The organism is Aeromicrobium stalagmiti (assembly GCF_013283745.1).
In the GTDB taxonomy this organism is placed as follows: domain Bacteria; phylum Actinomycetota; class Actinomycetes; order Propionibacteriales; family Nocardioidaceae; genus Aeromicrobium; species Aeromicrobium stalagmiti.
The window spans coordinates 233,186-252,521 of record NZ_JABSTZ010000001.1 but is presented as its reverse complement, the minus strand read 5'-3'; the positions used below and the strand labels follow the sequence as shown (position 1 = coordinate 252,521).

Annotated in this window: 18 protein-coding genes; 7 read left to right on the top strand and 11 right to left on the bottom strand. The window is 69.7% G+C overall.

Annotated features, from left to right (window positions below; all coding sequences use genetic code 11):
* Positions 1 to 95: 95 nt before the first annotated feature.
* On the top strand, positions 96 to 737 hold the full coding sequence (gene phoU, locus HQK15_RS01220) for a phosphate signaling complex protein PhoU (protein WP_173489616.1): 642 nt from the start codon (positions 96 to 98) through the stop codon (positions 735 to 737).
* Positions 738 to 824: 87 nt separating this feature from the next.
* Here the strand turns inward: phoU and HQK15_RS01215 are convergent, their stop codons facing one another.
* On the bottom strand, positions 825 to 1,355 hold the full coding sequence (locus HQK15_RS01215; protein WP_173489615.1) for a hypothetical protein: 531 nt from the start codon (positions 1,353 to 1,355) through the stop codon (positions 825 to 827).
* A gap of 188 nt (positions 1,356 to 1,543) precedes the next feature.
* On the opposite strand from HQK15_RS01215, the gene HQK15_RS01210 reads away from it, so the two are divergent.
* Positions 1,544 to 2,029: a CarD family transcriptional regulator gene (locus HQK15_RS01210; protein ID WP_056612020.1), complete on the top strand. Its 486-nt coding sequence runs from the start codon at positions 1,544 to 1,546 to the stop codon at positions 2,027 to 2,029.
* 103 nt (positions 2,030 to 2,132) lie between these two features.
* On the opposite strand, the gene ispF is transcribed toward HQK15_RS01210, so the two are convergent.
* The gene (gene ispF / locus HQK15_RS18365; protein WP_173489614.1) at positions 2,133 to 2,609 is read right to left on the bottom strand and encodes a 2-C-methyl-D-erythritol 2,4-cyclodiphosphate synthase; all 477 of its coding nucleotides are present in this window, start codon (positions 2,607 to 2,609) and stop codon (positions 2,133 to 2,135) included.
* Positions 2,610 to 2,666: 57 nt separating this feature from the next.
* Here ispF and HQK15_RS01200 point away from each other — a divergent pair, with 57 nt between their 5' ends.
* Positions 2,667 to 4,169: a molybdopterin-dependent oxidoreductase gene (locus tag HQK15_RS01200; protein ID WP_367649017.1), complete on the top strand. Its 1,503-nt coding sequence runs from the start codon at positions 2,667 to 2,669 to the stop codon at positions 4,167 to 4,169.
* 30 nt (positions 4,170 to 4,199) lie between these two features.
* Here HQK15_RS01200 and HQK15_RS01195 read toward each other — a convergent pair whose 3' ends face one another.
* The gene (locus HQK15_RS01195; RefSeq protein ID WP_173489613.1) at positions 4,200 to 5,441 is read right to left on the bottom strand and encodes a C39 family peptidase; all 1,242 of its coding nucleotides are present in this window, start codon (positions 5,439 to 5,441) and stop codon (positions 4,200 to 4,202) included.
* Between the two features lie 103 nt (positions 5,442 to 5,544).
* On the opposite strand from HQK15_RS01195, the gene cysS reads away from it, so the two are divergent.
* From cysS to HQK15_RS01180, 3 genes are all read left to right on the top strand, one after another.
* The gene (gene cysS / locus HQK15_RS01190; RefSeq protein ID WP_173489612.1) at positions 5,545 to 6,951 is read left to right on the top strand and encodes a cysteine--tRNA ligase; all 1,407 of its coding nucleotides are present in this window, start codon (positions 5,545 to 5,547) and stop codon (positions 6,949 to 6,951) included.
* 3 nt (positions 6,952 to 6,954) lie between these two features.
* Positions 6,955 to 7,899 (top strand): 23S rRNA (guanosine(2251)-2'-O)-methyltransferase RlmB, encoded by a 945-nt coding sequence (gene rlmB, locus HQK15_RS01185; protein WP_173489611.1) that lies wholly within the window; start codon positions 6,955 to 6,957, stop codon positions 7,897 to 7,899.
* A gap of 169 nt (positions 7,900 to 8,068) precedes the next feature.
* The gene (locus HQK15_RS01180; RefSeq protein ID WP_217361312.1) at positions 8,069 to 8,578 is read left to right on the top strand and encodes a flavin reductase family protein; all 510 of its coding nucleotides are present in this window, start codon (positions 8,069 to 8,071) and stop codon (positions 8,576 to 8,578) included.
* A 268-nt stretch (positions 8,579 to 8,846) separates the two neighbouring features.
* Here the strand turns inward: HQK15_RS01180 and HQK15_RS01175 are convergent, their stop codons facing one another.
* From HQK15_RS01175 to sfnG, 6 genes are all read right to left on the bottom strand, one after another.
* Entirely contained in the window at positions 8,847 to 9,764 is a 918-nt protein-coding gene (locus HQK15_RS01175; protein ID WP_173489610.1) for a DUF222 domain-containing protein, read from the bottom strand.
* Between the two features lie 180 nt (positions 9,765 to 9,944).
* Positions 9,945 to 11,078 (bottom strand): LLM class flavin-dependent oxidoreductase, encoded by a 1,134-nt coding sequence (locus HQK15_RS01170; protein ID WP_173489609.1) that lies wholly within the window; start codon positions 11,076 to 11,078, stop codon positions 9,945 to 9,947.
* Positions 11,079 to 11,098: 20 nt separating this feature from the next.
* Complete coding sequence (locus HQK15_RS01165) at positions 11,099 to 12,256, bottom strand: SfnB family sulfur acquisition oxidoreductase (protein WP_367649016.1); 1,158 nt, start codon at positions 12,254 to 12,256, stop codon at positions 11,099 to 11,101.
* Between the two features lie 2 nt (positions 12,257 to 12,258).
* Positions 12,259 to 12,729: an OsmC family protein gene (locus HQK15_RS01160; RefSeq protein WP_173489608.1), complete on the bottom strand. Its 471-nt coding sequence runs from the start codon at positions 12,727 to 12,729 to the stop codon at positions 12,259 to 12,261.
* A gap of 114 nt (positions 12,730 to 12,843) precedes the next feature.
* On the bottom strand, positions 12,844 to 14,085 hold the full coding sequence (locus HQK15_RS01155; protein ID WP_173489607.1) for an acyl-CoA dehydrogenase family protein: 1,242 nt from the start codon (positions 14,083 to 14,085) through the stop codon (positions 12,844 to 12,846).
* 83 nt (positions 14,086 to 14,168) lie between these two features.
* Positions 14,169 to 15,293 (bottom strand): dimethylsulfone monooxygenase SfnG, encoded by a 1,125-nt coding sequence (sfnG, locus tag HQK15_RS01150; RefSeq protein ID WP_173489606.1) that lies wholly within the window; start codon positions 15,291 to 15,293, stop codon positions 14,169 to 14,171.
* Positions 15,294 to 15,572: 279 nt separating this feature from the next.
* Here sfnG and HQK15_RS01145 point away from each other — a divergent pair, with 279 nt between their 5' ends.
* On the top strand, positions 15,573 to 16,790 hold the full coding sequence (locus tag HQK15_RS01145) for a hypothetical protein (protein WP_173489605.1): 1,218 nt from the start codon (positions 15,573 to 15,575) through the stop codon (positions 16,788 to 16,790).
* A 67-nt stretch (positions 16,791 to 16,857) separates the two neighbouring features.
* On the opposite strand, the gene HQK15_RS01140 is transcribed toward HQK15_RS01145, so the two are convergent.
* Positions 16,858 to 18,168 (bottom strand): D-arabinono-1,4-lactone oxidase, encoded by a 1,311-nt coding sequence (locus HQK15_RS01140; RefSeq protein ID WP_173489604.1) that lies wholly within the window; start codon positions 18,166 to 18,168, stop codon positions 16,858 to 16,860.
* Positions 18,161 to 19,324, bottom strand: coding sequence for an amino acid deaminase/aldolase (locus HQK15_RS01135; RefSeq protein ID WP_173489603.1), 1,164 nt, complete (start codon positions 19,322 to 19,324; stop codon positions 18,161 to 18,163). Before HQK15_RS01135 ends, HQK15_RS01140 begins: the two co-directional genes overlap by 8 nt.
* Positions 19,325 to 19,336 lie beyond the last annotated feature (12 nt).

The window sequence follows — 19,336 nt, the reverse complement described above, 5'->3', positions numbered from 1 at the left end:
TGCGAGGCCCGGTACGACAGGCCTTTCCGCTGGCGTTCACATCCCGTTCACCGGGGGTCGCCGTCCGTTCACCGCGCCTGCCTAGAGTGCAGGGCATGCGCGATCAGTATTACGAACAGCTCGATGCCATCGTCGACGACCTGGTGGACCTGACCGGGACGGTCCGCCGTGCCGTCGCCAATGCGACCAAGGCCCTGCTCGAAGCAGACGGCCAGATCGCGGAGGCGGTCATCGCCGGCGACAAGGACATCGACGAGACGACCGAGGTCATCGAGGAGCGAGCCCTGCTGCTCCTCGCCACCCAGCAGCCCGTCGCCACCGACCTGCGTCAGCTCATCGCGACGCTGCGGATGCTCGCGGACCTGCAGCGGATGGGTGATCTGTCGGTGCACGTCGCGAAGATCGCCCGGCGTCGCATGCCCGACTCCGCCGTGCCGGAGCACCTGCACCCGACCATCTTGTCGATGGCTGCGGTCGCCGACTCGATGATCGACTCCGCCTCACGCATCGTCGCCAACCGCGACGTCGCGAAGGCCGCGCAGCTGGAGTCCGAGGACGACGAGATGGACCTGCTCCGCAAGGACCTGTTCCGCTCGCTGCTCGGTGACTCGTGGGACCACGGCGTCGAGCCGGCTGTCGACGTGGCCCTGCTCGGCCGCTACTACGAGCGCATCGGTGACCACGCGGTCTCGATGGCGCGCCGGGTCGTGTACCTGGTCACGGGTCAGCTGACCTGAGACCGTCCGACCCACCCGAGAACCCCTGCTGCCTGCCGCAGCGGGGGTTCTGTCTGTCCGGGGCCACCTGCCAGGCAGCCCCCGGGACTACTCGGCGGCGGGCTCCGCGTCGGGCTCGCCGGCACCGCCGGGGGAGACCGACGCGTACTCGGCCGAGCGCGCCACGATCGGGGCCTGCACCGTCAGCGCGGGCGAGTCGGAGAACGTGTAGGTCACCGTGACGTAGGCACCGGCGGGGGCGTCCTTGGTGACGGTGAAGATGCCGGCCGACTGCGGGCCGCCGAGCGTCTCGACGCCATCTGCGGGCAGCGGCAGCATGATCTTGGGGCTCTGGACGACCAGCTCCTCGCCGCTCAGCGAGGCGACCTTGACCGACGAGAGCGACTGCTCGGCGTCGAGGTTGTTGTGCAGCGAGGCCGACAGCGTGGCCGTGCCGTCGCTGTTGGCGACGAGCAGCGTGTTGAGCGAGTCGACGTCGCCGCGGGCGTTGGCTCCGACTCCCGGCTGGTAGACCTGATTGGTCTGGGCGCTGAAACCGGTCCCGCAGCCACCGAGGCCCAGGGTCATGGCCACGGCCAGGGATGCGGCCGCCAGAGGACGACGTCGTGCAGAGCTCACCAGATCACTCTTTCGGTCGGTGGGTTTCGAGGGGTGCGAGACCCCGGGACGATGGTATCGGAGACGGCCCGCCACATTGCCTTTGACCTGCAGACACGTCGTCTGCTATGGCGTCCGACCCCTGAAACGGCAGGGGCTCTTGTCGGCTCTTCATGGTATTCTTGGATTCTACGAAGGGTGTTTTCTCTATGACTTTTACTGTCGGCGAAACCGTTGTCTATCCCAATCACGGCGCTGCAGTCATCGAGGACATCGAGACCCGGACGATCAAGGGCGAGGAGCGTGATTACCTCGTGCTGCGCATCGTCTCGCAGAACGATCTGGTCGTCCGCGTCCCCGCGTGCAACCTCGATCTGGTCGGTGTTCGCGACGTCGTCGACGAGGCTGGACTCGAGCGGGTGTTCGGAGTCCTGCGTGCCGAGCACGTCGAGGAGCCGACCAACTGGTCGCGTCGCTACAAGGCGAACCTCGAGAAGCTGCACTCCGGTGATGTCCTGAAGGTGGCCGAGGTCGTCCGCGACCTGTGGCGCCGCGACCACGAGCGCGGACTGTCCGCTGGTGAGAAGCGCATGCTGGCCAAGGCCCGCCAGATCCTGGTCTCCGAGCTCGCGCTCGCCGAGAAGACCAACGAGGACAAGGCCGAGACTCGTCTCGACGAGGTCCTCGCGTCCTGATCTGACCCGTACGAAGCCCCGGCTACTCGCGAGCCGGGGCTTCGTCGTTCCCGGGCGGGACGGTGCGGCGGGACGGTGCGGCGGGACGGTGTGGCCGGGAGGCTCAGAGCGGGTGCACGAGCGCCGTGGCGATCGCGGCGATGCCCTCGCCGCGACCGGTGAGGCCGAGGCCGTCGGTGGTCGTGGCCGAGAGGCCCACCGGGGCGCCGATCGCGTCGGAGAGGACGCGTTGGGCCTGGTCGCGCCGTGTGCCGATCTTGGGCCGGTTGCCGATCACCTGGACCGACACGTTGCCGACGGCCCAGCCGTGCTCGCGCAGGCGCCGGGCGGTCTCCACCAGGAAGTCGACGCCTGAGGCGCCGGCCCACTCGGGGTCACCGGTGCCGAAGTGGCCGCCGATGTCGCCGAGGCCGGCGGCACCGAGCACGGCGTCGACGATCGCGTGCGAGGCACAGTCGCCGTCGGAGTGGCCCTCGAGGCCCTGGGGCTCGCCCGGCCACTCGAGACCGGCCAGCCACATCGGGCGGCCGTCCACGAGGCGGTGGACGTCGGTGCCGATGCCGATGCGTGCAGATGTCACAGGTTGATCATGCCAGTTCGCGCGGCGCACCCCCGGTGGGCGAGGGACGATGGAGACGTGAGATCTCGAATGACGACCGCCGCCGGCGTCCTGGCTGCCCTGGCCGGCATCGCCGCGAGCGAGGCCCTGGCCGCCGTGCTCGACCTGCGGGAGTCGCCCGTGCTGTCTGTCGGCCAGTCCGTCATCGAGCTGACGCCGGGCCCGATCGCGGAGGCGATCATCGGCGTCGTCGGCACGGCCGACAAGCCGCTCGCCATCGCGAGCGTGATCGTGGCGATCCTGCTGCTCGGGGCGCTGGCCGGCCGGTGGTGGGTCGCCCGCCGGGTCGCAGCCTGCGCGCTGGTCGGCGTGCTCGTGGTGCTGGCGGCGGCGTCGATCCTGTCTCGCCCGTACGCCTCGGCGCCCGGCGTCTTCGCCTGTGTCGCCGCCGGGGTGGTCGTCATGGGCGTCCTCGAGCTGCTGCTCAGCGCGGGGGAGCGCAAGCCGGCCGACCTCGCCCGGCGCGGGTTCCTGCGGACGTTCGGCATCATCGCCGTCGCGACCGCCGTGGTGGGCGTGGGCAGCCAGGCGCTGGCGACCCGGCGCCGCCGCCGTCAGGAGATCGAGGACGTCCGTGCCTCGCTGACGCTCCCGTCGCGCCGGGTCAGTGCTCCCGCGGGCACCGACCTGCAGGTGGCCGGGCAGGAGCCGTGGTTGACGTCCAACCGCGACTTCTACCGGATCGACACGACGCTCTCGCCGCCGCTGATCGACCCGGCCGACTGGACCCTGCGGATCCACGGCATGGTCGACCGCGAGATCACCCTGACCTATCAGGACCTGCTCGACCGCGGCCTGACCGATGCGTGGATCACGATCTGCTGCGTGTCCAACACCGTCGGCGGCGACCTGATCGGCAACACGGTCTGGGGCGGTGTCCCGATCAAGGGCATCCTCGAGGAGGTCGGCATCCAGTCCGGCGCAGACGCCCTGCTGTCGACGTCGGAGGACGGGTGGACGTGCGGCACCCCGCTCGCCGCCCTCACCGACGGCCGCGACGCGCTGCTGGCGCTGACCATGAACGGCGAGCCGCTGCCCGTGCCGCACGGGTTCCCGGTGCGGCAGGTCGTCCCCGGGCTGTACGGCTACGTGTCGGCGACCAAGTGGGTCACCGACTGGGAGGTCACCCGGTTCGCCGACTTCCAGGCCTACTGGACGCAGCGCGGCTGGGGCGAGCGCGGTCCGATCAAGACCCAGTCGCGGATCGACGTGCCGCGCAACAGCGACTCGGTCGACGTCGGCGACGTCACGATCGCCGGTGTCGCCTGGGCGCAGCACACGGGCATCGAGAAGGTCGAGGTGCGCGTCGACGAAGGGGAGTGGCGCGAGGCCACGATCGCGGAGTCACCCAGCGTCGACACGTGGGTGCAGTGGAAGATCGACTGGTCGGCCCAGAAGGGCGACCACGTCATCCAGGTGCGGGCGACCGATCGCACGGGCGAGACCCAGACGGCCGAGCGTGCCGACGTGCTGCCCGACGGCGCCACGGGCTATCACGGCATCCAGGTGTCGGCGGGCTGACCGCAGCCCGACCGAGCACCGCAGCGCGCCCTACCAGCGGGGCGTGTCGGCCGGGAGGGCTCGGCTCGTCGGTCGGATGACATAGACGACGCCACCGGAGCCGCGCAGCCAGGCGCGCTCGAACTGGGCGCGCGAGTAGGTGCGGCGGACGGTCGAGTTCTTCGGCGCAGCCGGGTCGTTGGCGATGACCTGGCCCGACGACGTGAAGCCGCGGATGACCATCAGGTGCCCGGGGGTCGCGGAGATCGGCGAGCCCGACAGCTCGCCCTTGCCGAACGCGACCGAGGCGACCAGCGGGATGCCGGCCTTGATGAACGCCTCGGCGTCTCGCAGGGTGTGCAGGCGGGTCACGAAGGTGTCGAGCGAGTAGCCGGCTGCGTAGGCGGTGTTGAAGGGCCAGTTGCCGGTGCCGTCGTAGGCGTGGTCGAACGTGTAGCGGGCGGCGTGGTCGACGAACGAGTCGGCGTAGGGAGACCACGTGTAGTCGGCCTTGGCGGGGCCCTTGCCGAAGTAGCGCATGACCATCGACGTCGAGGTCGGCGAGCACCATGCCTCGCCGCCACCCCCGTACTGCGGGAACTCGCCCTCGTGGATCATCTGCGACGACATCGGGACGGCGAGGTCCTTGGTCGAGGTCATCGTGGTGCTGCTCGCGCTGTTGAGGTTGCGCGCGGTGTAGGTCGACGCGACGCCGTTGACGGCGTGCAGGGTGGGGCTGGTCTTGGTGCCGCGGGGCTTGAGCAGCAGCACCCGCACCTGCCACTGGTCGAACGTCTTGCCGCTGTTGGCGAGCACGGTGTCGGTCGACAGCCTGGCGAGGTCGTCGGACTGTGAGCCGTACGACGAGCGCTTGATGCTCGACGTGCCGCCGGCCCAACGGGCCACGGTGTCCCAGCTGCCGACGGTGGCGCCGTCACGCACCCGCACGTCGATGCGCGCCCAGGTGCCGCCGGGGGTCGTGATGCTCCACGACGGAATGAGGGCCTTGGCGTCGAAGCCCGCCTTCTGCCACGGACCCTTCCAGTAGCCGCGGTCGTAGGTCTTGGTGCCGCCCGAGACCTCCGGGTCGTCGTAGCGGTGCAGGACGGTGCCCGAGCCGAGCGTCATCTGCCCGGTGCCGGCCTTGAGCCCGTAGGAGTCGCCCTTCGCGAAGTCACGGCTGAGGGTCCAGCGGGCGAACGCGGCCTTGTCGGTGGCGGCCGTGGCGGGCAGGCCCGGCAGCAGGGTGAGACCGAGCACGGCGGCGACGAGCAGGGGAAGATGACGACGCATCTGTCCATGCTAGGCGAGATCTGTGACGCATGGGGCAGATGTGACAAGTGATCGCTGGTCGTTCGCGGGCCGCGGAGGTCGTCGGAGCCGATAGGGTTGCCATGTGGCATTTCACCTCTACGACACCGCATCCCGGCAGATTCGCGAGCTCGTCCCGGTCATCCCCGGACGCGTCTCGATCTATCACTGCGGGCTGACGGTGCAGGGGCCGCCGCACATCGGTCACATCCGCAAGGAGGTCGTCTTCGACGTCCTGCGGCGTTGGCTCGAGCGGTCGGGCCTCGAGGTCGCGATCGTCGCCAACGTCACCGACATCGACGACAAGATCCTCGCCAAGGGGGTCGAGCAAGGACGCCCCTGGTTCGCGGTCGCCTACGAGAACGAGCGGGCGCTCCACGCGGCGTACGAGGTGCTGGGCTGCATCCCGCCGACGTACGAGCCGCGCGCGACGGGCGTCGTGCCCGAGATGATCGAGATGATGCAAGAGCTCATCGAGCGGGGTCACGCCTACCCGGCGGCCGGCGGCTCGGGCGACGTCTACTTCGACGTCCGGTCGTGGCCGGCCTACGGCGAGCTGTCGAACCAGAAGGTCGACGACATGCTCCCGGCCGAGGACGCTCCGCCGGAGGGCAAGCGCGACGGTCGCGACTTCGCCCTGTGGAAGGGCCACAAGGTCGGCGACCCGGAGTCCGCCTCGTGGGCGACCCCGTGGGGGCGCGGACGTCCCGGCTGGCACCTGGAGTGCTCGGCGATGGCCGCGAAGTATCTGGGCCACGAGTTCGACATCCACGGCGGCGGCCTCGACCTGCGGTTCCCGCACCACGAGAACGAGCTGGCCCAGTCGCGGGCGGCGGGACAGCCGTTCGCCCGATTCTGGATGCACAACGCGATGCTCAACCTCGCGGGCGCCAAGATGTCGAAGTCGGTCGGCAACACGTTGATGGTGAGCGAGGTCGTCAAGCGCGTCCGTCCGATCGCGCTGCGCTACTACCTCGCGGCGTCGCACTACCGCTCGATCGTGGAGTTCTCCGAGGAGTCGCTGGCCGAGGCCGCGACGGCGTTCGACCGCATCGAGGGGTTCGTGACCCGCGCGACCGAGCTGGTCGGCCCCGGCGAGCTCGGCGAGGTGCCGGCGGCCTTCGCCGCAGCGATGGACGACGACCTGTCCGTGCCGGCCGCCCTGGCGGTGCTGCAGGGGCGGGTCTCCGACGGCAACCAGCTGCTCGCGGCGGGCGCATCGGCTGACCTCTCGGCCGCCCTGGCCGACGTCCGGGTCATGCTCGACGTGCTCGGTTTGGATCCTCTGTCCTCCACGTGGGAAACTAGGGGTGACGATGCGGCCTATGCGCAGGTGATCGACTCCCTCGTCGAGGGACTGCTCGAGCAGCGCCAGGAGGCACGCGCCACCAAGGACTTCGCCACCGCAGACCGCGTACGCGACCAGCTCATGGCGGCCGGCATCGAGATCGAGGACACGCCGCAGGGTGCGCGCTGGTCCGTGAAGGGCTGAGCAATGCCAGGCAACAGCAAGCGCAGAGGCGCCATCAAGAAGACCGGCAAGGGCAACCCCACTGCCGGCTCCGGTGGACGCCGCCGTCAGGGTCTTGAGGGCAAGGGGCCGACTCCGCGCGCGGAGGACCGTCCCAACCACAAGATCTACAAGATGAAGAACGCCACCGCGAAGCGCGAGGCCGCTCGGCCCAAGCGCAAGCAGGGTGACGCCGCCGAGTGGGTCGCTGGACGCAACTCCGTCCTCGAGCTGCTCAAGGCCACCGTCCCGGTGCACGGGCTCTACGTCGCCGAGGGCACCGATCGCGACGAGAAGGTCCGCGAGATCTTCAAGCTGGCCGCCGAGCAGCACGTCAGCCTGCTCGAGATCGGCCGCATCGAGCTCGACAAGCTCACCGGTGGCGCCGTCCACCAGGGCATCGCCGCCAAGCTCAACGCCTACGAGTACGCCGCGCCGCAGGACCTCATGGAGCTCGCCGCCGAGCGCGACGAGCCGGCCCTGATCCTCGTGCTGGACGGCATCACCGACCCCCGCAACCTCGGTGCGATCATCCGGTCGGCCTCCGGCTTCGGCGCGCACGGCGTCGTCATCCCGGAGCGTCGGGCCGCGCAGATCACGGCCGCCGCGTGGAAGACGTCCGCCGGTGCTGCGGCCCGGGTGCCGGTCGCGCGAGTCACCAACATCACCCGCACGCTCAAGGAGTTCCAGGAGGACGGCTGCATGGTCATCGGCCTGGCCGCCGACGGCACGGTCGACGTTGCCGACTCCCAGATGATCGACGGCCCGCTGGTCGTCGTGATCGGCAGCGAGGGCAAGGGCCTGTCACGCCTGGTCGGTGAGACGTGCGACGAGATCGTGTCGATCCCCATGTCGACGGGTCTTGAGTCTCTCAACGCCGGCGTCGCGGCGGGCATCGCGCTCTACGCGATCTCGAAGCAGCGCGGCTGACCCTCCGACCCTGCGTCATACCTTCCGGGGCCCCCGCACCCCAGAAGGTATGACGCAACGGGGTCAGCCGACGACGCGGTCGCGTACCTCATCAGGTGACGATCCGGGCCCGCGTCCGCCATCCGGGAACGGTCAGGTGTCGACGCTCGTTCGACCTACCGTCGATGGCATGAGCATGAAGCACCAGGACGGGCCCGACGTCGATGCCGAGGTGCTGCAGAAGTCGTTCCGGTCCGCGATGGGCAACGTCGCCACTGCCGTGTCGGTGGTGACGACGTTCCACGACGGCGGCCCGCACGGGACGACTGTCAGCGCCTTCTCGTCGCTCTCGATGGACCCACCGATGCTGCTCGTCTCGCTCGACAACACCTCGAACCTGCTGAGCAAGCTCGCGGTCGGCTCACGGTTCGGGGTCAACGTCCTCGCCGCCCACCACGACCAGATCGCCCTGCGGTTCGCGGGCAAGGGAGAGGACAAGTTCCTCGACATCCCATGGGACCTCGAGGACGGTGCACCTGCTCTGCGCGACCGCCACGCATGGGTGTCGCTGACGGTCGACAGTCTCGTCGTGGCCGGTGACCACACGCTGGTGCTGGGTCTTGTTGAGGCCGCGGATGCCCGCGACGTCGCTCCTCTCACCTACTGGCAGCGCGCCTTCGGGACGCACCAACGCTTCTGAGTCCGGGCGTGCCGGTGGGCCGCCGGACCAGGGGCGGTGGCTGGTCAGGCGGCTTGGCGGTAGCCGGTTCGTCGTCGGCGGCGTAGTCGTCTGCCGTCGCGGGTCGTGAAGGTGAATCCGGTGACGGCGTCCCCGCTGATCTGCAGGAGGTTGCGGTGCACCAGGTGATGGCACCTCGTGCACAACCCGACGAGCAGGTCGATGTCGGTCGGGCCACCCATGGACCACCAGATCGAGTGATGGGGTGCGCGGCTCGTTCCTCGCCGCATCAGCGACTACGTCGCTGCCGGGCTTCGCCCGGGCACCTGCCTCGCTTCGCTCGGCCTGTGGTGACGTCCGAGGGGTTGGCCTGCACCGTGTGCACGATCGGCGTCACAGCAGCCATGCACGTCAGCATCATCAACAGCTGTGGGCCGATCGCTCCGTGACCGGCCAGCACCGCGGGCTCCGTCGCCGGCATCGCCGGAGGATTCAGATAAGGCTTCTTGGTCGTCTGCTCCACGTGCTCGGCCGCGGCAGCGAGCGTTTCAGCGTCCACGAACACGCTCATGTGCGGCTTCACGCCCTTGTCAGCCGGAAGACCCGAACCGAGGAACGCCGACGCGAGGTCGTCGACCGCTTGGACCCGCCGCTCGGCCCCGGTGCGCTTGTCGTCAGCGTCCTTGGGGGCCGACAACGCGTCGATGGCCTTCTTCAGCTTCGACCCGGTGACGGTGTTCAAGAACCCGGTCACGTGGAAACCGTCCGGCAGGGCGTCGATCGAGAAGTCCTCCTTCTCCATCCCGTCGAGGTACTTCTCATCCAGGTCCTCGGGATGCAGCACGTCCTGCAGATGCTTGACCGCCTCGAACAGATCACCCGGCACACGAGCCAGTGCCACGTCGACGAACTCGGCCTCGAACTCACGCATCGACTCCAAACCGATGTGCCGCAAACCATAGGCGAACACCGCCACATGAGCCGCGGACATCTTGCCGGCCAGAGCAGCTTCCGCGACTCCCGGAAGATCGGACAACGCCTGAACGTTCCTGACCAAGATGCTGGCCTGACCGGGCTTCAACCGCAGCTGGTTGCGGACCCACGCATTTAGGGTCGACGCACCATCGAGCTCGAACTCCTTCGACGCCTGCAGCTCGGCCAGCAACATGGACTTCGCCGCATCCAACGCGTCCTGGGCGACCTGCACCGCATGCAACGACTCCCGCACATCCCCCGACGACAGGACCCGCGCAGCAGTGCGCATCGCCTCGATCGTCGGCTGCGGATTCATGACTCCAGCCTACTCGAACAGATGTTCGAGTGCAAGGCGCATCTGACCATAATTCATTACAATTACAGTGCAAAAAGTGTGCGATTCTGCACCCCGTCACGGCGCGATGAGGCCGCGCCGCCGAACGATCGGCAGGACTCCCTCCGCGAACCAGTACGCCTCCTCGACGTGCGGGTAGCCCGACAGCACGAACTCCTCGATGCCCACCTCGGCGTACTCACCGATGAGGTCGGCGACCTCGGTGTGGCTGCCGACGAGGGCCGTCCCGGCGCCGCTGCGCATCAGGCCGATGCCCGACCAGAGTGCGGGGTGCACCTCGAGTGACCGGGCGTCCTGGGGGTCGTACTGGCCGCCGTGGAGGTCGCGCATGCGCTTCTGCCCCTCCGACTCGCTGCTTGCGATGACGTCCTGAGCCTTCGCGACCTCCGCAGGATCGAGCTGGGCGAGGAGGGCGTCGGCGAAGCGCCAGGCGTCCTCGGAGTGGTCGCGGCTGATCGTGTGCAGGCGAACCCCGAAACGAACCGTGCGACCCTCCTCGTCGGCGAGTCCCCGGATCCACGCGATCTTCTCCGCGACGGCGGCCGGTGGCTCGCCCCACGTCAGGTAGACGTCGGTGTGGGCCGCGGTGACCGGACCGGCCGCCGCCGACGAGCCACCCAGGTAGATCTCGGGGACGGGTGCAGGCCGCCGGGTCCGCGCGTCCTCGACGTCGTAGAAGGCGCCGGTGAAGCTGCTGCCCGCCTCCGTGAACGACTCCCGGAACACCTGGAGGAACTCGGCAGCTCGGGCATATCGGTCGTCCTTCTGGACCCGGTCGCCGAAGCGCAACTGCTCGGACGGGTCTCCACCCACCACGACGTTGAGCAGCAGCCGGTTGCCCGACAGTCGCTGGAACGTCGACGACATCTGGGCCAGCAGCGTCGGCGTGATGAGACCGGGCCGCAGGGCGACCAGGAACTTGAGCCGCTCGGTCTCGGGGATCAGCGCGGACGCCACGACCCATGCGTCCTCGCACGGTGTGCCGGTCGGGGTCAGGACGGCGTCGAAGCCGAGGTCCTCGGCCGTCCGGGCGACGTGGGCGAGATAGCGCAGGTCGGGCTCGCGAAAGCGTCCGGCGGTGTCGATCGAGCCGCCGGCCCGGCCGAGGTCGCTCGGCACGCTGTGGCCGCCCCCGACGAGGGCGCGGCTGTCGCCGGTCGTGGGCAGGAACCAGTCGAACGTCAGGCTCATGGGGGTCCTTGGTGTCGGGGTCAGAGCTGGGGGCCGCGCGGGGGCAGCTCGCCGCGGACGGCCCACCGCCCGAGGTGCTGCAGCTTCCAGCGGACGGGGTCGTGCAGGGTGTGGGTCCGGGCGTTGCGCCAGTGCCGGTGCAGGTTGAGCTGGTCGTCGCTGGCGCGGGTGCCGCCGAGCTCGAACAGGGCGTTGGTCACCGAGAGCGCGGCGCGATCAGCCAGCACCTTGGCCGTCGCGACGGTCAGGGAGGCTTCGGCGGCTGCGTCGTCGGACCGTCGCTCGTCGGCGGTGTCGACGGCTGTCGCGGCCGTGGTCAGGGCGGACTCCGCGGCCCGTACCTCGACCTCGAGCTCGCCGAAGCGCTGCAGGAGCAACGGGTCCTGGTCTGCCCGATCGACCCCGGCCTCGAACCACGGACGGCTCGAGACGCGCACGAAGTGCGCCGCCTCCGCGAGGGCTCCCCGGGCCAGCCCGGTGTCGATCGCGGCGTGCAGACCCTGGGCGAACGCACCGTACGCGAACGGGCCGGTCACGGCGGCCGACCGGGGCGCCAGGTGGGTGAGCGGCAGGCGTACGCCGTCGAGCCGGACCGTGCCGCTCGCGGTCGTGCGCTGCCCCATGCCGGTCCAGTCGTCGACGATCGTGACGCCCGGGGCGTCGGCGCGCACGAAGGCGATGTGGTCGACCCCGCCGTCGTCGCGGGCGAGGACGGCCAGCCAGTCGGCCAGCAGGCTGCCGGTGCTGTAGAACTTCTCGCCGTCGACGACGGCCTCCTCGCCCTCGGCGCGGACCCGGGTGCGGATGTCGGTGATCGTGGCGCCGCCACGCTCGGACTGGGCGTTGGCGACCCGGGCGCCGGTCTGCACGGCGTCAAAGATCTCGTCGCGCAGCGCGGGCGTGCCGGCGAGCTCGACGAGGCGGAGGTAGACGAAGTGACTCTGCGGGATCTGCGCGATGCTCGGATCGGCGGTGGCCAGCAGGCGGGTGACCTCGAACGCTGCCGCCGCACCACCACCGGGACCGCCGTGCCCGGTGGGCACGGTGACCGCCAGTGCGCCGGCTGACGACAGGGCGTCGAGCTCGTCGCGCGGCAGCGTGCGGTCACGGTCGCGATCAACGGCACCCACAGCGAACGTCGCGGCAAGCTGGGCGGTACGGAGCAGCGTCTCGGACACGATCAGGAGGCCGTGTCCAGCGGGACGGCGGTCCAGCTCGAGACGTACTCGAGGCCGCTGCGCTTGAACAGCTGCGTGACGGGGCAGCGGCGCTCGAGCTCGCTGACGAAGGTCGTGAACGTCTCCTCGTCCGCGTCGGTCTGCACCGAGGCGGTGACCGTGACGGCGTCGAAGTTGGCGTTGCCGTCGGCGCCACCGACGAACACCGACGGGTCGAAGTCGCCGCGTGCCGAGATCCGGAACTCGCCGAGGGTCACGCCGAGGTCCTGGGCGACGAGCTGGGCCGCGATCTGGTTGCACGACGTCAGGGCGCCCAGCGTGTAGGCGAGCGGGCTGGGTGCCGCGTCGGCGCCGCCGAACGCCGGATAGGTGTCGGCCGAGAACGTGTGGGCGTTGTCGCCGGCGACGGTCAGCTGCTGGGCGACGCCGGTGCCGCGGCCGTCGACGACGAACGGGACGATCTGCTTGCTCATGGTGTTCCTCTCAGGGGTTGATGTCTTGATCGTGACCCGCAACGGCGGTCCGGATCGCTCGTTCCTGCGATCCGGACCGCCGAGCGGGACACGACGTCCCGTGCTAGGTGCGGCTCACGTGTACCAGGTGGGCTCGGGGATCTTGTTGAGCAGCGCGTACTCGCCGACCTCCCGGCGCTTGTAGGCGACCGGGTCGTGCAGGGTGTGCGTGCGGGCGTTGCGCCAGAAGATGTCGAGACCGACCGCGTTGCTCGAGGCGCGCGCACCGGTGAGCTCGAAGATCTTGGTGCCGACCTCGAGCGAGACGTCGGTCGCGAGCTGCTTGACGGCTGCGATGCGGACGGCGGCGTGACCCCGCTGCTCGGGCGTCAGGGCCTCCCGGTCGGCGTGCAGCAGGACCGCGATCTCCCGGCCGGCATCGTCGGCGAGGGCCTCGGCTGCCCAGAGCTGCGACTGCAGACGCCCGTAGCCCTCGAGCAGGTACCACTCCTCGCCGGCGGTCTCCTTGTCGTCGCCGCCGTAGGGCCAGGCACGCGTCTTCTCTCGGGCGTACGCCGTGCCGGCCTTGAGGCCACCCTTGGCGATCCCGAGGTAGAAGTTGGCGAAGACCAGCTGGATCGTCGGCAGGTTGAGCGTCCCGTACGTCAGCTCGACCGGCTCCTTGTCGACGTAGCCGGCCGCGGCCGCCCACGGGATCCGGACATCGGTGATCGTGACGCCGCCGGACTCGGTGAGGCGCTGGCCGAGGTTGTCCCAGTCGTCGAGGAAGACGATGCCCTCCTGCTGGGTCGGGACGATCGCGAAGATGTGCTTCTCGGTCCCTTCCAAGACGCCCTCGAGAACGGTCAGGTCGCTGATCTTCGAGCCGGTCGAGAACGACTTGCGGCCGTTGTAGACCAGCTCGTCGCCGTCCTCGGTGATCGTCAGGTCGTTGTCGCGCGGGTTCACCGCGCCGCCGAAGAAGAAGTTCTGCGTCGTGTAGAGCTCCTCGACCGCGGCGATCTGGTCGGGTGTACCGACGAGACGGACGGCCCAGGCCCAGAGGTAGTGGTAGCCGATGAGCTGGCCGATCGAGCCGTCGCCGGAGGCGATCTCACGGATGATCTGGTAGGCGGTCTCCCAGGTCTGGCCGGCGCCGCCGTGCTCGACGGGGCCGAGCAGCGTCACGAGGCCGGCGTCCTTGAGCAGCTGCACCTCGGCTGCGGGGACGGCCTGCGCGCGATCGCGCTCGACGGCGTCGACGGCAAGGATGCCCGCGACCTCCGCGGCCCGGTCGAGCCATCCGGCGGCGGTGGTCGGGCGGGGCTGGTCGGCCCAGGGGGAGGAGGACAGGGCCTCCTGGACGGTGATGGTCATAGTCTTTCCTTGTCTCTCTACTGGGGATGACATGCCTGCCGGGTCCTGGTCGACCCGGCAGGCACTTTTCGTGGGGGAGTGGTTCAGCGGGTGGGTGCCAGCTCGCCGGCGCGGACGGCGTCGGCCTCGAGCTCGCGGACGAGGGGCAGGACCTTCTCGCCGAAGTAGGCGATGTCCTCCAGGTAGTGCAGGAAGCCCAGGAGGAACAGGTCGACGCCGAGCAACTTGTAGTCGACGATCCGGGTCGCGATCTGCTCGGGCGTGCCGATGAGGCCGGTGCGGAATCCGTCGTTGTACTGGACGAGGTCGCGGGTCGTGGAGTCCGACCACATGCCCTTGCCGTCACCGGTCGAGCTGCCGGCCTGCTGGACGGCCTGGCGGAACCCCTCGACCGCGTCGGGGTTGGCCTTCTCGATGATCTCCTCCAGGACGGCGTGTGCCTCCTCCTCGGAGTCGCGGGCGACGACGAATCCGTTGAGGCCGAACTTGACCTGTCCCTCGCGGCCGGCGAGCGCCGCGTTCTGGTTGACCTCGAGGTACTGCTCGGTGAAGCCGTCGAAGTCCTTGCCGTTTGAGAAGTACCAGTCGGCGACCGTGCCGCCGTTGCGACGGGCGGCGGTGGAGTTGCCGCCCTGGAAGATCTCCGGGTGCGGGCGGCCGGGGACGTCGACCGGGCCGGGCTGCAGCGTGAAGTCGTGGATCCTGTAGAAGTCGCCGCGGTGCTCGAAGCCCTGCTCGGTCCACAGTCCGCGCAGGACGCGGATGAACTCCTCGCTGCGGCGGTAGCGCTCGTCGTGCTCGAGCCATGCCTCGCCGAGGCCGGTGAACTCGTCCTTGAACCAGCCGCTCACGACGTTCACCGCAGCCCGGCCACCCGAGATGTGGTCGGCGGTGATGATGAGCTTGGCGAGGACGGCGGGGTGCCACAGGCCGGGGTGGACCGCCGCGATGACCTTGAGCTTCTCGGTCTGCGTCAGCAGGCCGAGCGAGAAGCTGGTCGACTCGTGTTGCTGGTCGGCGCCGTACGACGCGGTGTAGCGGACCTGGCTCAGGGCGTACTCGAAGCCGACCTTCTCAGCGAGCTGCGCGACCTCGACGTTGAAGTCGTACGACCAGTCGGTGCGCTGCTCGATCGTGCTGGTGACGAGGCCGCCGGAGACGTTGGGGACCCAGTAGGCGAACTTCAGCGGGTCGGGGGAGATGGGCATGGCAAGGCTGTCCCTTCAGGGAGGTGGATGGGTGGGAGCGGTGTGCGAGCGGTGCTCAGCGGAGACAGCGGCAGGACGGACAAGGGCGTCCCTGCGCGGTGCGCTGTGCCGTCGTCAACATGCCTCGAACGTAGGCCGATCCGCCGGCGGGCGGGGCGGCTCTCACGACGTGGACGAGCCGCCCGGCATCCCCTCCGGCGTGCTAGATGCTCGCTGACCTCTAGATGAATTTGACAATCATTCTCGTTAAGGGTGGGATGTCGTCTCATGAGACAGCACATGACCCGCACCGTGATCACCCTCCTCGCTCTCGGCGCCACCGTGGCCGCCTGCGCGGAGTCCGACCCTCGACCAGAGACCGACGCGGGGGCGACCGCGGAGACTTCCGGACGCCAGTCGACCCCCACCGCCCAGCCACGCCTCGTGATCGGCTCGGACGCGGGTGTCGAGCTCGTCGCAGGCTCCGACCTGGAGGGCCTGGGCCGCTTTCCGATGGCCAGCCGTCCCAAGCTGCAGGTCGCGGGCGACGGCCGCCACGTGTTCACGCTGCAGTCGGATGCCAAGGAGGTCGGCGTCGTCGACGCCGGCACGTGGTCCGAGGCGCACGGCGACCACAGCCACGCGTACGTCACGGCTCCCTCGGTGCTCGACACGACTTTCGATCGTGGCACGAGCTATCACGCCGTCAGCGACGACGAGCGCAGCATCGTCTGGTTCGATGACGACGGCTCGTTCGAGGCCTTCGACTGGACAGGTCTCGAGGACGACGACGTCGAGGTCCAGCGTGTCGAGACCGGCGCGCCTCACCACGGTGTCGCAGCACCGACGGCCGACGGTGGATTTCTCGCGTCCTACCCCGAGGGCGAGGAGGCTGCCGGGTTGCTGGTGCTCGACGCCCAGGGCAAGGAGACGGACCGCATCGACGGCTGCAACGGGCTGCACGGCGAGACGCACGTCGGAGATGACGGCTACGCCTTCGGCTGCTCCGACGGCGTGCTCGTCGTCGAGGACGGCGAGGGGTCGTTGATCAAGGCGCCGTTCGAGGGTTCCGGGACGAGCACCCTCGTGGGAGCCGACGACTCCGATGTCGTGGTCGGGAATCTCTTCAGCGAGCAGGACGCCGAGATGGCACAGCGCATCGCGTTCTATGACGTCGAGGCGAAGGAGGTCGCATCCGTCGACCTGGGCGTCGAGTACTCCGGCTTCGTCCGCGCCGACGGTCAGACCGTGGCGCTCGGCACCGACGGGGCCCTGCACGTCGTCGACGACGAGTCGCGCAAGGTCGTCCGGACGCTGAAGGTCGTGGAGCCGTGGACCATGACGGAGGAGTTCAGCGACCCCAAGCCGCAGGTCGCGATCGGCGGCGGCTTCGCCTGGGTCACCGACCCGCGTGACCGTTCTGTCGCGGTCTTCGACCTCACGAGCGGGAAGGAGCGCGAGCGCTCGACCCTGGAGGACGTCCCGACCTCGCTGGTCGTCGTCAACTCTCCTGCCTGAGTGATCCCCGGTGTTGCGTCATACCTTCTGTGGGTCCGGGACCTCAGAAGGTATGACGCAGCGGGGGTCAGCCGAGGACGCGGTCCAGGTAGGCGTTGCTGAACGTCCGCCCGGGGTCGAGCTCGTCGCGGATCGCGACGAAGTCGCCGAAGCGGGCATACCGCTGGGCGAAGTACGACGCGTCGAGCGTGTGGATCTTGCCCCAGTGTGGACGGCCCTCGTGGGCGGTGAAGATGTCCTGGGCGGCGGCGAAGTAGTCGGTGTAGTCGCTGCGCCAGTACTGGTGGACGGCGACGTAGCAGTTGTCGCGCTCGTGGCCGGTCGACATCCAGACGTCGTCGGCGGCGGTGAACCGCACCTCGATGGGGAACGAGACGTTCTCGTGGCCGGCGCCGAACCACGCCGCCAGCTCGCCGAGCACGTGGGGGAGTGCCTCACGGGGCATCGCGAACTCCGACTCGCGGAAGCGAACGGTGCGCGGCGACACGAAGACGTTGAACGAGTCGTCGACGTACTCACGGGCGCTCAGCGTCGAGGCTGCGATCGCGTTGACCCGCGGGATCCACGATCGCCGCTTCGCCACGACGCGGTTGATGCCCTCGAAGGCGGTGTTGCTGAGGAACTCGTCGTCGAGCCAGTGCCGGAACCGTCCGATCGGCCGGCGCTCGGTGCCCTCGGGCACACGGTTGTTGCGCTTGATCGACGTCCTCTCGGTGTGGGGGAACCAGTAGAACTCGAAGTGGTCGTTGTCGGCGACGAGCTCGTCGATGCGGCCCATCACCTCGGGCAGCGCCATCGGCTCCTCGCGGGCGTGGAGGAGGAACGCCGGGACGCACTGCAGCGTGACCTCGGTGACGATGCCCAGCGCGCCCAGCGTCACCCGGCTCGCGCCGAACCACTCGTGCTGCTCGTTGATCTCGAGGACGTCGCCCGTCGCCGTGACGATCTGCACGCCGACGACGGCCCGGGAGATGCCGAACAGGCGTCCGCCCGTGCCGTGGGTGCCGGTCGAGATGGCTCCGGCCACCGACTGCGGGTCGACGTCGCCGAGGTTGGGCAGCGCCAGGCCCATGGCCTTGAGCCGGGGGTTGAGGTCGTGCAGCGAGATGCCGGCCTGGACGCGGACCCGCCGGGTCGCGACGTCGGTGCCGACGATCGCGTTCATGCGGTCGAGCCTGAGCAGGACGCCGTCGGTGGCGCCGATCGCGGTGAAGGAGTGGCTGGCGCCGACCGCCTTGACCGGGTGCCCGGCGGCGACGGCCTCGCGGACGATCGTGACGACCTCGGCGGTCGACGCGGGGTGCGCGATGCGTACGGGGTGGGTCTCGACGCTGCGGCCCCAGTTCTGCCAGGTCTGCGTCGAACGGGTCTCAGCCAAAGTTCTTGCCCTCTCCGCGATAGGTGGGGACGAGGTCGACTCCGCCGTCGGCGTCGACGACAGCGACCTGGTCGAACCGCTCGCACATCTCGCCGGCCTTGGCGTAGCGCATGACGACGCGGTCACCGATCGACAGGTCGCGGGCCGCCGCTCCCTTGACCGGGCTCTGCACCTCGCCGGCGCCCTCGGTGCCGATCGCGGAGAGGCCCTCGGGCCAGGTCGGCGCGGGCTGGCGGTTCTTGTTGGTCGGTCCCGAGGCGATGTAGCCGCCGGCGAACAGCGTGGCGATGTCGGGAGCGGGCTTGCGCACGACCGAGAGCACGAAGTAGGCGGCGGGGCGCGACTCGAAGGCGTCGTAGCCGTCGAACAGGACGGGGGAGAACAGCCCGGACCCGGCGGTGAGCTCGGTGATCGACGGGTCGAGCCCCGTGACCTCGAGGCTGCCGGTGCCGCCGGCGTTGACGATCTCGAGGTCGGCGTGCAGCCGAACTGCCTCGACGACTGTCGTCCGGCGCTCGAGCAGCTCGGCGGCCGAGCGCTTCTTGACCAGGCGCACCGCGGGTGAGGAGTCGGGGAGCCCGGCGATCTGCGCGTCGTAGAACATCACGCCGACGAGGTCGAAGCCCGCGCGCTTCTCGATCGCGGCGGCGAGCGTGCCGGCCTGCTCGGCCGTGTGGACGGGGGAGCGACGCACGCCGAGGTGGACGGGCCCGATCTTGAGCGAGGAGTCCACGTCGATGCAGACCCGGATGGCCGGGTGGTCGGCGCCCAGCAGGGCGTCGATGTGGTCGAGCGACTCGGTGCTGTCGACCATGACGGTGATGGCGGCGCGGCGGCGGTCGTCGGCGACGAGGTCGGCCAGTGCCTGACGGCTCGTCGTCGGATAGGCCAGGAGGACGTCGTCGAGGCCCTGGTCGACCAGCCAGTTCGACTCGGCGAGCGAGTAGGACATGACGCCGGCGAACCCGTCGCGGGCGAGGGTCTGCTCGACGATCGACCGGACGCGCACCGACTTGCTGGCGACGCGGATCGGCACGCCGGCCGCGCGCCGGACCAGGTCGTCGGCGTTGGACCACAGCGCAGGGGCGTCGACGACCGCGAACGGGGTGTCCAGCGACGACGTCGCGGCGAGCAGTCGGTCGTACGGCTGTGGCATCTGGTCAGTATG